Genomic DNA, 14,251 nt, shown 5'->3' with positions numbered 1-14,251 from the left:
GCGCATTTTCCGCAGGTGGTCCCATCCATCGCGCGCCGGGTTCGCCCATGTTGATTAGGCTCGGCTCCGAGCACCGCACGAGTCCGGTGCGGGCGGTCCGGCAGTCGAGACGACGGAGGCGGTGCGCTGATGACGGAAGTCGAAGTGACGGTGCCGGTGCCGATCGAGCAGGCCTTCGCGGCCCTTGCCGACGGATGGCTGTACGCGAGCTGGGTGGTCGGCGCCTCGCATATCCGCATGGTCGACCGCAACTGGCCCGCCGTCGGCACCCGCATCCACCACAGCGTCGGCCTGTGGCCGCTGACCGTGCAGGATGTGACCAAGGTCAGCGCGGTCGAGCCGCCGCGCATGTTGGAGCTGGACGCGCGGCTGTGGCTGATGGGCGCGGCGTGGATCCGGTTCGAGCTCGACGAGCCGCAACCGCGGGTGACCAGGATCCGCATGTTCGAACACGCCTCCCGCGGGCCGGGAGCGTTCGTTCCCGAGTTCGCGCAGAACCTCGTGTTCACGCCACGCAACCAGGAGTCATTGGACCGCCTCGCCCATCTGATCATCGGTCGCGCCGATGATCAGACGTGAACCGTGGCAGTAGATTTCGTATCTTCCGCCGGGACAACGGTTCTGGGTAATCTCTTCCCTGAACAGCTGTTCATATTACGGGAGGGATTTCACCATGCGGTTCTCCACAGCGGCGTGCGGCGCCGGACTGACGGCCGTCGCCGCACTGGCCGTCATGTTCGCGGCACCGGTCGCGCAGGCGGCGCCACCCGGATACGTGACCTGCGGTGCAACGCCGGTCGGTTCGCGATTGGATGTCACCTGCACCAACACCGACGTCGGCGCCGGCACCGGATCACTCATCGGTCTGTGCAGCAATCTGCGCATCCTGTACGAGGCCCATTTCCGCCTCGCGGGCACCTCGACCGGAACCTTCAGCCAGGACTGCGGTCCCGGTGCGCATCCGATCTGGTGGCATACGCCCGGGATGACCGACTACCAGCGGATGTTGCAGGACACGGCCACATCCTGAACCGGGGCCACACCCCCCGTTCAGACGATCGACATCGCGATGCCGTCGAGGATGTCGTGCTCGCTGACCACCAACTCGGTGATCCCGGCGCGGCGCGACAGCTCCTCCGACAGCACTTCGGAAATGACCGCGCCACCACCGATCACATCCACCCGCCCCGGATGCATCGGACCGAGGGCGGCGCGCTGATCGTGATTCATCCCGATGAGGCGATCGCAGACGGCGCGCAACTCATCCAGTGACAGACGGGTGAGATGCACTCGCTCCGAATCGTATTCGGGCAGATCGAGGGCGACGGCGGCGATGGTGGTCATCGTGCCCGCGACACCGACCCAGGTGTGCGCCGAATCCACCGGCACATGGGTGAAGGCCTCGTCGAGCCGTTCGGCGGCGAAAGCGCGTGCGGCGGCGACCTGTTCGGCATCGGGCGGGTTGCCGGGCAGGCAGCGTTCGGTGATCCGGACACAACCGATATCGGCGGAGTAGGCGGCATGCACCCCGTCGCTGTCGCCGACCACGAGTTCGGTGGAACCGCCACCGAGATCGACGACCACGAACGGTCCCTTGTCCCCGGACAATTCGCCGACCGCACCGGAGAACGACAGCCGCGCCTCCTCGTCGCCGGTGATGACCTCGGCCTCGGCGCCCGCCACCACGGCGCCGAGTTCGGCGCGGGTCATGGCGAAGAAATCCTCGCGATTGGCGGCGTCACGGGTGGCCGAGGTGGCGACCATACGCACCCGGCTCACCTGGTGTTCGCGCATGAGCGCCACATAGTCGGCGAGAGCCAGGCGGGTGCGTTCGATGGCCTCGGGAGCGAGCCTGCCGGTGGCATCGACCCCCTGACCGAGGCGCACGATCCGCATCTCGCGGTGCACATCGGTGAGCGTGCCGTCGGGCCCGATATCGGCGATCAGCAGGCGGATCGAATTCGTGCCGCAGTCGACGGCGGCCACCCGATCATTCATGATCGCTGTCCTCGCGCTCGAAGGTCGGCCAATCGGCCGGGACCGCGATACCGCGCAACCCGTGTTCGGCTGCCAACGCCACCGACTCGTCACCCAGCGGATTGACCCCCGGACCCTTGGCCAGCGAATGCGCGATCAGCACGTGCAGGCATTTGACCCGCTCGGGCATGCCGCCGCCGGTGAAATCGGTGCCGAGCGATTCGATGGCGTCACGTTCGGCCAGATAGCTCTCGTGCGCGGCCCGGTAGGCGGCCGCAAGTTCGGGGTCGGCGCCGAGGCGTTCGGTCATCTCGCGCATCACGCCCGCCGATTCCTGCCTGCTCGCCTCCGCGGTGAGCCGTGGGTCGGTCAGGTAGTAGAGGGTCGGGAACGGGGTGCCGTCGGGCAGCCGCGGCGCCGTCTTCACCACCGCGGGCACACCGTCGGGAGTGCGGTAGGCGATGGCGAGCACCCCACGCGGGGTGCGGCCCAACTGTTCGGCGATGATCCGCAGATCCCGGTCGTCGGGTTCGGTCACCTGGGTCCTTCCGGGTTCGGCGCCGGCGCTGCCGGAGGCGGCGTGGTCACGGGCGCTGGTGCTGGGGTCGGCTGTGGTTCGGACACGCTGCGCCACAGGCCGGTATACCAGGGGTCCGGTTCCCGCGACGGTGTCGTCGGACCGGGGCGCGCGGGCGCCTCGATCCCGGGAACCTGCACGATATAGGGCGTTTCACCGGGCATGACCAGCCGCAGCCGGTCTTTGGCCTCGGACCGGATATAGGCCGGATCCTGCTGCTGGGCCCGGCGGTCCCGCAACCGCGCCAGATCCGATTCCAGCTGTCGGCGTTCCTGGGCCAGCTGCGCGGCCTCGGCACGCTGACTGAAATAGGTGCGCATCGGCACCGCGAGGGTCAACGCGAGCGCGCACACCACCATCGCCAGGATGACCGCCTTACCGGTGGACAACCCGAGGATGGTGCGTTCGGCGGAATCCTTGCCCTTGGCGCTCGCGGCCTTCTTACGGGCGCCGATCTTGCGGGGCTCGGCCTTGTCGTCGGGGCGACGGCGTGCGGTGCGGCTGGGCGCCGCGGCTCGGCCGTGCTGATCGGCGACGGGACGGGAGCGGGCGGTACGCGACGTGCGGCGGTCGCCTCGTCCGGTAGGACTGGTACCGCGCGCACGTCGCTCCGTCATCGCTCTACTGCCCCATGTTCCGCTGCTGTCAGTCCTCGAACGCGAAACGCGGGAACGCGACGTCGCCCGCGTAGCGCGCCGAATCACCGAGGGCGTCCTCGATGCGCAGCAGCTGGTTGTACTTGGCCACACGCTCGCTGCGGGCGGGCGCGCCGGTCTTGATCTGACCGCTGCCCACCGCCACCGCCAGATCGGCGATGGTGGTGTCCTCGGTCTCGCCGGAACGGTGGCTCATCATGGTCTTGTAGCCATTGCGGTGGGCGAGTTCCACGGCGTCGAGGGTCTCGGTGAGGGTGCCGATCTGGTTGACCTTCACCAGCAGCGCATTGGCGGCGCCCTTGGTGATGCCCTCTTCCAGGCGCTCCGGGTTGGTGACGAACAGGTCGTCGCCGACCAGCTGGATCTTGTCGCCGATCTGATCGGTCAGCGCGACCCAGCCGTCCCAGTCGTCCTCCGACAGCGGGTCCTCGATGGAGACCAGCGGGTAGGCGGTGAGCAGATCGGCGTAGAACTGCGCCATCTCGGCGGCGGTGCGCACACTGCCCTCGAACTTGTAACCGGCGTCGGAGTAGAACTCGGTGGCGGCCACATCCAGCGCAAGCGCCACATCACTGCCGAGCTTCAGGCCGGTCTTGGCGATCGCGGTGCTGATCAGATCCAGCGCCTCACGGGTACCGGCGACATCGGGGGCGAAACCGCCCTCGTCACCGAGGCCGGTGGCCAGGCCCTTGGACTTCAGCACCGACTTGAGCGCGTGGTAGACCTCCGCGCCCCAGCGCAGCGACTCCTTGAAGGTGGGGGCGCCGATCGGGGCGACCATGAACTCCTGGACGTCGACACCGGTATCGGCGTGCGCGCCACCATTGAGGATGTTCATCATCGGCACCGGAAGCACATGGGCGTTCGGGCCACCGAGGTAGCGGAACAGCTCCAGACCCGAGGACTCGGCGGCGGCGCGGGCCACCGACAGCGAGACACCGAGCAGGGCGTTGGCGCCGAGGCGCGATTTGTCCGGGGTGCCGTCCAGATCGAGCAGGACCTGGTCGACGGTGCGCTGTTCGACGGCGTCCAGACCGATGACGGCCGGAGCGATCTCGTCGAGCACGCCCTCGACGGCCTTCTGCACACCCTTGCCCAGGTAGCGGTCGCCACCGTCGCGCAGTTCCACCGCCTCGTGCTCACCGGTGGACGCGCCGGACGGCACGGCCGCCCTGGTCAGCGTGCCGTCGTCGAGGGCGATCTCGACCTCGACAGTGGGGTTGCCGCGCGAATCCAGGATCTCGCGAGCTCCGACCTGTTCGATGATGGCCACGAAAACGACACTCCTTCGGCTGCTGGCACGGTGGTCATGACGAGAAAAGCCGTGCGCTGCGAGCCTAACGCCCACCGGCCGCAGCGGGTAACCGGCACTCCGGGTGCGCCGCTGTTGGGCGCGATGTGGACGTGGGCATCGTCACACCCGCCTGCCCACGCTGTAGGCGGCGGCGCGGTCGCGGACGTCCATCATGTAGCTCTCGGAGCGGTTGTAGGTGAACAGTGCCTTGGACCAGCCTTCGGGCGAGGTGAGCACGCCACCGCTGTCGCACAGATAGCGGGCGGCGGTGAGGGCGGCGTCGTCGATGCTGTGCGGATCGATCACGCCGTCACCGTTGGCGTCGACGCCCCAGCGCTTCCACGTCTCGGGAATGAATTGCAGCGGACCGACGGCGCGATCGTGCACCGGATCGCCGTCGAGGGCGCCGTTGTCGGTGTCGGCGATCCGCGCGACTCCGGGTGAACCGTCCAGTGCGATGCCGATGATCGGCGGGTCGACACGACCGGTCTCGCTCACCTGCGACCCGCGGTAGGTGCCGTGTTTGCTCTCCACACTGCCGATGCCAGCCAGCGTGGTCCAGGCGATTCCGCAGTCCGGCCTTGCCCGCACCATCACCGCCGCCGCGTATCCGTACGCCTCCAGCGCGGGCACCGGGATCCGCAGCGTATCGGCCTGTTCGGCGGCCCAGCCGTTCAACTGGGCGGCGGTACGGCCGGGTGAGTCGATATCGATCAGCGGCAGCGGTGTGCCGGGGCCCGGCGGCAGCCCCTCCGGGATCGGCACCAGGTCGCGGTCGATACCGCATCCGGCGAGCACCAGCGCGGCGAGAGTTACGGCGATCGCGCCGGTCCTTGTCGAGAGCACCATTCCATCATCCAGATCGGCGGCGTCGGCAGGCCGCGACGCGTGGTGAACACCACGCTGAATTCCGCCGCTGAAACATGCGGGGCTACCGACCTCAGTGCAGGAGTTCTCGGGTGGCCGCGTGCTGCGGGGCGGCGAGGACGGTCGCGGTGGGGCCGGATTCGACCGGGTGGCCGTGCTCGAGGACGAGGATGTGCGGGCAGTGCGCGGCGGCGATGGTCAGATCGTGGGTGATCAGGATCAGCGCGGTGCCACGTTCGACGCGAATGCGGTCGAGCAGGGCCATGATGGCGGCCGCGGTGGTGTGATCGAGGGCTGCGGTGATCTCGTCGCACAGCAGGACCGCGGGGTCGGCGGCGAGGGCGCGGGCCAGTGCGACACGTTGGCGTTGACCACCGGACAGCTCATGCGGATAGCGCGCAGCCCATGCCGGGTCGAGGTCGACCGATTCCAGCAGCGCCGTGATCTGCTGGGGCAGTTCGGTTTTCGATACCTTACCGATGCGACGCAGCGGGCGGGCCAGGGTCTGCGCCACGGTGCGGCGCGGGTTGAGCGCGGATTTCGGATTCTGCGTGACCAGCTGAATGCCGTTGCCCGCATACCGAGCCCGGCGGGCCGCGCCGATCGGCAACGGTGCGCCGTGCAATTCCAGCGCACCGGTGGCATCGCGATGCAGCCCGGCCAGCACTCGCGCCAGGGTGGTCTTACCCGCACCCGATGCGCCGACCACAGCCAACGCGGATCCCTCGGCGAGTACGAAGCCGATGTCGGACAGCACTCTTCTACCGCCGATCGACGCACCGATCCCCTTCGCGCGCAGAATGTTCCGCGCGCCGATCGAGTCGGTGGCGGCGCGGATGTCGCGTGTTCCCACAGCACCCAGTTCCACCACCTGATCGGCGATCGAATGCACGGTGTCGGTGTCGTGCCCGGTGAGCACCACCGTCACCCCGGTCGCAGCGATATCCGCGATCACCTGCGCGATCTCGGCGCGGAGTGCGGCGTGCAAACCCGCGAACGGCTCGTCGAGCACGAGGATTCCGGTGCGGCGAACCAGTGCGCGCGCCAGCGCCACCCGGCGCTGCTGGCCGCCGGACAATTCCCCCGGCCGACGATGCAGATGTTCGGCCGACAACCCCACCCGCTGCACTGCCTCCACCAATGCTGCCGCGGAGGTATCGCGCGCGACTTCGGCGAGCAATGCCCGCACTCGCATGAGCGGATTCAGCGCAGAACCGGGGTCCTGCCCGACATAGGCGATCCGTTCGCGCCGGAACGCGCGCAGCTGCGCTTCCCCGAGGGCCAGCACCTCCAGCCCGGCGACAGTCAGGCGGCCATCGACCCGCGTGTCCCTGTCCGGAAGCTGCCCGAGCAGCAAGCGCAGCAGTGTGGTCTTCCCGCTCCCCGACGGCCCTGTCAGCGCGGTGACGCTGCCCGGCTCCGCCCGCAACGACACCGGGCCGAGCAGCTTCTGCCCGGTCGACCCGACGGCAACGACGGAGTCCACGACCACGGTGCTCGAAAGATCGGCGCGCTGCCCGGTGTCGGCGCCGGTGGTAGGGCTTTCGTCCGGGTCGCCGTATCGGCGTTCATCGGCTTCGCTCACATCACCGCTCGTCATCGCACCGGCGCCCATCGTGTCTGCGGCCTGCTCCCGGCGATCATGTCCGGTCTCCCCTACCGAATTCGGCCACGGCGAGATTCACACTGACCGCGACCACCGCGATCGCCGAACTCGGCGCCAGCACCGCCCACGGGTTGAGCAGCAACCCGGAGGTGTTGTCGCGGACCATGACCGCCCAGTTGGTGGCGCCGAGGGTGGTGGGCAGTTGCAGGAAGGAGGCCGTGGCGACCAGGTACACACCCGCCACGAAACGCAGACCCAGCTGGACGGCGAAGACCTCACGCAGATTCGGCATCATCTCCCGCAACACCAGATGCGGCAGGGTTTCACCGCTCGCCTCGGCGGCTTCCACATAGCCGCTGGCGGCGACTCCGGCGGCCGCGGCGGCGAACACGCGGGCGCAATAGGGTGCGCCGAACAGCAGGGCGATCACGATCAGCCCGGCCACGCCCGCCTCCGGCCAGGAGGTCAGCACCAGCAGGATGCCGAGCATGGCGGGCAGCAGGATCACGAAATCCGTGCCCACCTCGATCACCGCGCCCACGCGCGGACGCAGTGCCGCCACCGCGCCGAGCACGCTCGCCACCACCGTCACGATCACCGCGATCACCGCGGCCGTCACCAGCAGGCCCCACCCGCCATAGAGCATGCGGCTGAGCACATCCCGGCCCAGCCGATCGGTGCCGAGCAGAGCCCCCGCACCCGGACCCGCGAACGGAATGCCGACGGGCTGCTCCGCGCCCCGCGCGGCCAGGCTCGGACCGAGCACCGCCAGCACCACGACGAGCACCGCGGGCATTACCGCCATGATCCGCCGCAGGTTCCTCCGGTACCTCATATCCGCCCCCGCAACGACCACGCGCGCACCGCATCGGCCGCGGCCAGCATCAGCATGATGAGCACCCCCGCCACGGCGACGACCGCCGCCACCAGTGTGGTGTCACGATCGGCGACGGAGGCGGCGAGCAATGCCCCGAGCCCCGGATAATTGAAGATCGTCTCCACGACCAGCGCCCCACCGAGCAGCATGCCGACCGTGGTGGCGAAACTGGCCACGATGGTCGGCAGGGCGAAGGGCAATACGTGCCGGGTGAGCACGGTCCGCTCCGGAAGACCATCCAGCACAGCGGTTTCCACATGCGGCAGACCGAACGCCTCGGCGAGCGCGGCCCGCACCACCCTGGTGTTCCAGCCGATCTGCGGAATCGCCAAGGCGAGCACCGGCAACACCAGCATGTCGGGCGCGGCCGGGAAACCGGAGCGGCCGGTGATCGTCACGGCGGGCAGCCACCCGGTGGCCAGCGAGAACACCAGGATCAGCAGCGTCGCCACGACGAACTCGGGTACCGCGACGGCGGTGGTCGTCGCAGGTTGCAGGGCGCGCCCGAGCGCACCGCGGGGTCGGACCGACCACCAGGCACCCAACGCCAGCGACACGATGATGGTCAGCGCGAAGGCGATAGCCCCGAGCAGCAGCGTCTGTGGGAAGGTGCCCGCGAGCAGTTCACGCACCGACCCGCCACGCGCGGTCTGCCCGAAATCTCCGGTCAGCACATCCGCCAGCCAGTCGCCGAAGCGCAGCGCCAGCGGACGGTCCAGGCCCAGTTCCCGCTCCTTCGCCGCGACCGCCGCCTCGGTGGCGTCGCGGCCGAGCACGGCGCGCGCGGTGCTGCCCGGCAAGAGATCGACGGCCGCGAATACCGCGGCCAGCAGCACGACCAGCAGCAGGACGCGCCGGAGCAGCAATCGCGCGAACCTGGTCACGACAGCCAGGCGCGTTCCAGTTGCACCCGCGCGAAACCGCCGAGTGTGGGCAGGTCGTTGACGCGGGTCGTCGCGATATCGATACCGTCGGCCATACCCCAGACGAGGTACCCACCGCGCTCGTGCTGGATACGTTGCAGTTCCCGCGAGGCCGCCGAGGTCTCGGTGTCGTTGCGCGCGGCCAGCGCTTTCGCGGTGGTGGCATCGAAAGCCGCGTCATGGAAGGCGGTTTCGTTGCGGTTCGATCCGCTCGACATCAGGTTGTTGGCGAAGAACAGCGTGGAATCGTTGGTGCCCCACGAGATCGTGTAGAACGGCGCGAGTAACCAGGTCTGGTCGTAGAAGGTGTTCGGCTCCTGGGTCACCACCTCGACCCGCAGCCCGATATCGGCCAGCTGGGTGGCGATCACCTGCGCCGACTCCACCTCCCCCGGCGCTTCCGCCTTGGTCACCAGCGGATAGCCGCGTGCGGTGTCGAATCCGGCCTCGCGCAGTAAGGTCTTCGCCCGGTCGATATCGCGCGTTCGCTGCGCGATCGTCGTGTCGTACAACGGGTCCGCGGTGCCGAGGATGTCGTTGGCGACGGTCCCGTACCCGGAATGCACCTGATCGACCAGCGCACCCCGGTCGACGCCGAGGCGTACCGCGGTGCGCACCCGCGGATCGGCGAACGGGTCGTCGGCGGTGCGCATGGCGACACCGACGACCGTATCGTTCGGGCGGCGTACAACCTTCAGGTCACTGCGCCCGGCGGCGCTACGGCCCGCGATGGCACCCACATTGGAGGCCAGATCGATCTGATTGCCGAGCACCGCATTGCCCAGCGCCGTGACACTGTCGAACATGGTGACCTCGATGGCGTCCAGCAAGGCGGGCGTGCCGTGCCAGCGATCGTTGCGCACCAGGCGCGCGGTGCCGCCGTCGAAGGACTCCAGGCGGAACGGTCCGGTGCCGATCGGGCGGGTGAAGTCGGTGGTGTCCTTCTTGATGGTGAAGCTCATCAGGCGCACGAGCAACGGGATCTGCGAGTTGGGTTCGGGTGTCGCCAGCACGATATGGCCCGGGCCGTCGACGGTGATGTCCTGCGCCGCCGCAGGCATTTTCGACGGCCCCGCCTGTTCACGCAGCCGGCGCAGCGACCACACCACGTCCTCGGCGGTCACCGGCGACCCGTCGTGGAAGGTGGCGCCCTCGGCGAGGGTGAACCGCCAGCGCCTGCCCTCGGCGTCGGGTTCCCACGCGGTGGCCAGCCGGGCCGCCACCACCGGGCTCGCGGCCGGAACGGTGAGCGGGTCGTAGATCAGTGAGGTGATCAGAAAATCGCTGTCATTGCTCAGATTGCCGTGCGGATCGCGTTCGACACGAGCGGCCGTCCCCAACGCGCCGACGCGTAACGTCCCGCCCGGACGCGGCGGACCGGCCGACTCGGTGCTGCCGGAACACGCGGCCGCCAGCAGCACCGCCCCCACACCCACCCCTGATCGCAGGAGCTGTCGCCGGTTCAAACCCATTGCGCCGCCTTCCGTCCGGGCGCTTCCACCCGGAAGCCACTGGAGAAATGACTCAGGGAAGGCTAGCCTAATCGTGTTCTACGTCTCTCGGCAGTCGATGAGCCGAATGGGTGATACCGCCCACTAGCTGCGCCTCGACTCGGTTATGCTACATCGCTATCCAAATGCCCGACTTAGGTAAGCCTTGCTCTAGCTAGAGGGAAGCACTAGCTTCGCAATTCGAATCGTCACCATCGCTTTTCGACCCGATGCGAAGAAGGGAATACCCTGGTGAAAAGCGTTCTCTCCGAACGTAAGACGCTTCACCCCCAGATGATCGAACGACGCGAACTCCCCCCGGCCGCCGGGCAGGCGGTACGTGAGCTGGCTCGTGCGATCCACACCACACTCGGCGCCTCGGCGGGCGCCGCCGCGCGCACCCTCACCGAACCGGCGCTCATCGAGCTGGTGGAGTCCCGCGCGCACGAGTTACCCGCCGCGGTGCGCCACGCCATGCGCCCGCCCGCGACGGCGGCCGGTGCGACCGTCGTCGGCCGCCTGCCACTCGCCGACGCCGAATGCGGTCCTACCCCGCCCAGCTGGCGCGAAGCCGCACTGTGGAGCGGTGATTCGAGCGCGCGCTCGTGTTCGCTCGAATTCGATATCGTCATGCTGCTGCTGGCCAGGTCGGCCGGTGAACCATTCGGCTGGCAGGGCCAACAGGACGGCCGTCTGGTCAACAACATCGTCCCCGCGGCGGGCCATGAGCACGAACAGTCCGGCGCCAGTAGCAAAACCCTGCTCAGCCCGCATACCGAGGACGCCTTCCACCCCGGCCGCGCGCATCTGCTGATGCTGTCGTGTCTGCGCAATCCCGACCGCGTCGGCACCACCGTCTCCTCGGTGCGGCGGGTCGAGCTGAGCGCGCGGCAGCGTCGGCTGCTGAGCACGCCGGTACTGCCGATCCTGCCCGACGTCTCCTATGGCTCCGGCTACGATCGCGCGACCGCGACACCGGTGCCCACGGTGTGGTCTGCCGACGAAAACAACTGCCACACCGATGATCTGACCATGCGCTACGACCCCGCCTACACTCCCCTCGACGATGCCGACCCGGAGTTCCGCGACGCCTACGCCCACCTCACCGATGAACTCGAGCGCGTCTGCGTCACCGCCGCGCTCGAACCCGGTGAACTCCTGCTGGTGGACAACGATGTCGCCGTACACGGCCGCATCCCGTTCACCGCACGCTACGACGGCACCGACCGCTGGCTGAAACGGGTGAACATCCGGTTACCGGAACGACGCCGCCGCGACGCCGAGGCCGGAGAGAATGGGTATGGACAGCAATTGGTCCGCCCATTCCGGGCGGCCGGGCCGGAAACGGTTCCGGCGGAGGTAGAGCGGGACGGCACAGCACATGATCGAGGACCCTGTGAGCACGCGTGATCGAGCCACCCCGCTGCGGGTGCTGAGCCGAAGCGACCTCGCCGACGTACCGATCTCACCCTCGGCCGTGGTGCGTGCGGTGGAAGACGCGTATATCGCCTTCGCGGCGGGCGATTCGGACAATCCGCGCAAGTTGAGCGTCGCCAACCCGGACGGCTGGTCGGTCTCCTACGCGATGCTCGGCCGCGACGGCCGACGCCGCGTGGTCGCGATGAAGACCTCCTACAAATTCGATCCAGGCCACGATCGCAGCACCAAGCGCTACTACACCACCATCACCCTCTACGACGACACCACCGGTGCGCCGATCGCGATGATGGACTGTTCGCGAGTGGGCGCGTTGCGCACGCCAGCGGTGTCGGCGCTGCTGGTGCGCGAAACCGCGCGCCGCGACGCCGACACCGTGCTGCTCATCGGCACCGGAACCCAGGGCCGCAATGCCCTGCCGCATCTGCTGGCCGCGAATCCGGGACTGCGCAAACTCATGCTGTACGGAACACATCCCGAGGGCATCGAAGCCGTGCACCGGCAGCTGGCCGAACACCATCCGCACGCCATCCTGGACACCGTCGCCGATCCACGCGAAGCCGCCGCCGTGGCTGATATCGTGCTCGCGACGGCGGGGCCCGGCACCGAGGTCGCGCTCGAATCCGATGATCTGAAAGCGGGTTCGGTGGCGGTGCTCGTCGGCTACGGGCTCGCGCCGTCCACGCTCGTCGACGCCGATCGCGTGGTCGCCACCAGTGCCGCGCAGATGGCGGTGACCGGCACCGATATGGCAGGCCCGGATGGTGTGCTGCGCAGCGTCGACGCCGAGCTACCGCAGATCCTCAGCCGACGGGCCGTCGCCCGGCACTCGCAGGACGAGCGGATCTTCGTCTACAACAGCGGTCTGGTGCTCACCGATATCGCCGTCGCGCACGCTCTCGCCGAACGCGCCATCGCCGAAGGCCGCGGCACGGAGGTACCGCTGTGGGATTGACGGAGATCGATGATGTGGCCGCCTCGGTGGCCGTCGACGCGATGGCACCGCAGGGCGGGCTCATCGCACCCGCGCATCGCACAAACAGCAGTGCCGCAGTGGCAGTGACCGATATCCCGGTCCCCGCACCCGTGGTCGGAACCGTCGAGTGCCCAGTGGGTCCTGCCGAGCGACCCATCGGCTCGACAGCGGAAGCCAGTACCTCCGCGACCGGCGGTGCTGGGCACTCGCCGGCGGCGAACCCCGGCGACGGGGGAATCACCGCGTCGGCGCTACCGGCGCACCGTGACGAGTGGGAGCAGCGGGTCATGGCGGATCCGAACCTGCTCGGCGATATCGCTTTCGCCGTCGGCGGACCGTTCCATCTGATGTATCCGGCGCGCGTGGCCCGCAATATCCGCGATTTCCAGGACGCCTTCGCGAACGCGGGCGTCGAAGGGTTCGTGTACTTCGGCAAGAAGGCGAACAAGGCGGCATGTGTGGCGCGCGCGTGCGCGGAGCAGGGCGCCGGCGTCGACGTGGCGAGCACCGGCGAGCTGACGGCGGCACTGGCACAGGGTGTTCGCGGCGCGGAACTGATGGTGACCGGACCGGAGAAGTCCGATGAGTTGCTGTGGCTCGCGGCCAGACACGGTTCGCTGATCGCGGTGGACAGCTGCGGAGAACTCGAACGGATCGCCGCGCTCGGTCTCGCGGTGCGGGTGCTGCTCCGGGTGCTGCCGCCCGCATCGGCCAGCCGTTTCGGGATGATCGATGCCGAAATCGAGCAGGCCCTCACCACTGCCCTCACCATGCCCTCGGTCCGGTTGGAGGGCTTCAGCTTCCACCTGTCCGGCTACGATCCGGTGCCACGCGCCGAACTGGCCGCCGACCTCGTCCGACGCTGCCTGCACGCCAGAACGCTCGGCCATCCGGCGAGCACTCTCTCCATCGGCGGCGGATTCGGCGTGGACTATGTGGGATCCGAGGCATGGTCGGAGTTCACCGGCGAGGCCAGCAGGCGCTGGTTCCACACCGGTAAGAAGTTCGACAGCTACTACCCGTACCACTGTCCCGAACCGGGTCCGGCCATGCTCACCGCGATCCTCGACCGTGACGGGCTCGCCGGGCTCCTGCGCGACAACGGCATCCGGCTCGCCATCGAGCCCGGCCGGGCGCTGCTCGACCGCGCGGGCAGCACCGTCTTCCGGGTCCAGGGCAGCAAGACCCGGCTCGCCCATGGGCATCCGTATCGCATCCTGACCGTCGACGGCAGCAGCCTCAGCCTCTCCGAGCAGTGGTTCGACAGCGAATACCTGCCCGATCCGATGCTCTGGCCGCCGCGCGAGGGCACCGCGACCCCGACCGTCGTCGGCGCGGCCACCTGCCTGGAATCGGACATGCTCAGCTGGCGCCGGATTCCGCTGCCCGGCCCGGCCGATATCGGTGATCTGCTGATCTATCCGAACACCGCCGGTTATCAGATGGACTCCAACGAGTCCGCGTTCCATGAACTACCGCTTCCGCCGAAGGTGGCGCTGCACGACGCGCCCGGCGGCAGATATCGCTGGACGCTCGACGCGCGCTGATCCGCACCGCACCGACAGACCGAC

The 14,251-nt window shown here is 68.7% G+C and carries 14 protein-coding genes; 5 read left to right on the top strand and 9 right to left on the bottom strand.

Annotation, left to right across the window (positions count from 1 at the left end; genetic code table 11):
* Positions 1–129 precede the first annotated feature (129 nt).
* Together QH168_RS11745 and QH168_RS11740 are read left to right on the top strand one after the other, a co-directional pair.
* Positions 130–579, top strand: coding sequence for an SRPBCC family protein (locus tag QH168_RS11745; protein ID WP_280234619.1), 450 nt, complete (start codon positions 130–132; stop codon positions 577–579).
* A 94-nt stretch (positions 580–673) separates the two neighbouring features.
* On the top strand, positions 674–1,030 hold the full coding sequence (locus QH168_RS11740) for a hypothetical protein (RefSeq protein ID WP_280234618.1): 357 nt from the start codon (positions 674–676) through the stop codon (positions 1,028–1,030).
* A gap of 20 nt (positions 1,031–1,050) precedes the next feature.
* Here QH168_RS11740 and QH168_RS11735 read toward each other — a convergent pair whose 3' ends face one another.
* From QH168_RS11735 to QH168_RS11695, 9 genes are all read right to left on the bottom strand, one after another.
* Positions 1,051–1,998: a Ppx/GppA phosphatase family protein gene (locus QH168_RS11735; protein ID WP_280234617.1), complete on the bottom strand. Its 948-nt coding sequence runs from the start codon at positions 1,996–1,998 to the stop codon at positions 1,051–1,053.
* Positions 1,991–2,515: a DUF501 domain-containing protein gene (locus QH168_RS11730; RefSeq protein ID WP_280234616.1), complete on the bottom strand. Its 525-nt coding sequence runs from the start codon at positions 2,513–2,515 to the stop codon at positions 1,991–1,993. The genes QH168_RS11735 and QH168_RS11730 overlap by 8 nt, the downstream gene beginning before the upstream one ends.
* On the bottom strand, positions 2,512–3,171 hold the full coding sequence (locus QH168_RS11725) for an FtsB family cell division protein (protein ID WP_280234615.1): 660 nt from the start codon (positions 3,169–3,171) through the stop codon (positions 2,512–2,514). The genes QH168_RS11730 and QH168_RS11725 overlap by 4 nt, the downstream gene beginning before the upstream one ends.
* Before the next feature lie 28 nt (positions 3,172–3,199).
* Positions 3,200–4,483, bottom strand: a complete 1,284-nt coding sequence (eno, locus tag QH168_RS11720) for a phosphopyruvate hydratase (RefSeq protein ID WP_280234614.1) — start codon at positions 4,481–4,483, stop codon at positions 3,200–3,202.
* A gap of 141 nt (positions 4,484–4,624) precedes the next feature.
* On the bottom strand, positions 4,625–5,353 hold the full coding sequence (locus QH168_RS11715) for a lytic transglycosylase domain-containing protein (RefSeq protein WP_432421078.1): 729 nt from the start codon (positions 5,351–5,353) through the stop codon (positions 4,625–4,627).
* A 91-nt stretch (positions 5,354–5,444) separates the two neighbouring features.
* Positions 5,445–6,956 carry an ABC transporter ATP-binding protein gene (locus tag QH168_RS11710; RefSeq protein WP_280234613.1) on the bottom strand — a complete coding sequence of 504 codons (1,512 nt, stop codon included), beginning with the start codon at positions 6,954–6,956 and terminating at the stop codon, positions 5,445–5,447.
* 55 nt (positions 6,957–7,011) lie between these two features.
* A complete protein-coding gene (locus tag QH168_RS11705; RefSeq protein WP_280234612.1) occupies positions 7,012–7,782 on the bottom strand; it encodes an ABC transporter permease in 771 nt (256 codons plus the stop codon).
* Positions 7,783–7,808: 26 nt separating this feature from the next.
* Entirely contained in the window at positions 7,809–8,738 is a 930-nt protein-coding gene (locus tag QH168_RS11700) for an ABC transporter permease (protein ID WP_280234611.1), read from the bottom strand.
* Complete coding sequence (locus QH168_RS11695; protein WP_280234610.1) at positions 8,735–10,249, bottom strand: ABC transporter substrate-binding protein; 1,515 nt, start codon at positions 10,247–10,249, stop codon at positions 8,735–8,737. Before QH168_RS11695 ends, QH168_RS11700 begins: the two co-directional genes overlap by 4 nt.
* A 312-nt stretch (positions 10,250–10,561) precedes the next feature.
* Between QH168_RS11695 and QH168_RS11690 the strand changes: the two genes are divergently transcribed.
* The 3 genes from QH168_RS11690 to QH168_RS11680 all read left to right on the top strand — a co-directional run bounded on the left by QH168_RS11690 (position 10,562) and on the right by QH168_RS11680 (position 14,227).
* Positions 10,562–11,677 carry a TauD/TfdA family dioxygenase gene (locus tag QH168_RS11690; RefSeq protein ID WP_280234609.1) on the top strand — a complete coding sequence of 372 codons (1,116 nt, stop codon included), beginning with the start codon at positions 10,562–10,564 and terminating at the stop codon, positions 11,675–11,677.
* A 19-nt stretch (positions 11,678–11,696) separates the two neighbouring features.
* Entirely contained in the window at positions 11,697–12,659 is a 963-nt protein-coding gene (locus tag QH168_RS11685; RefSeq protein WP_280234686.1) for an ornithine cyclodeaminase family protein, read from the top strand.
* Positions 12,660–12,967: 308 nt separating this feature from the next.
* Complete coding sequence (locus QH168_RS11680; protein WP_432421081.1) at positions 12,968–14,227, top strand: alanine racemase; 1,260 nt, start codon at positions 12,968–12,970, stop codon at positions 14,225–14,227.
* Positions 14,228–14,251 lie beyond the last annotated feature (24 nt).

This window comes from Nocardia cyriacigeorgica, assembly GCF_029868385.1.
Taxonomy (GTDB): Bacteria; Actinomycetota; Actinomycetes; order Mycobacteriales; family Mycobacteriaceae; genus Nocardia; species Nocardia cyriacigeorgica_F.
Note: the sequence above shows the minus strand (reverse complement) of the source record. Positions and strands in the feature narration are given on the sequence as shown.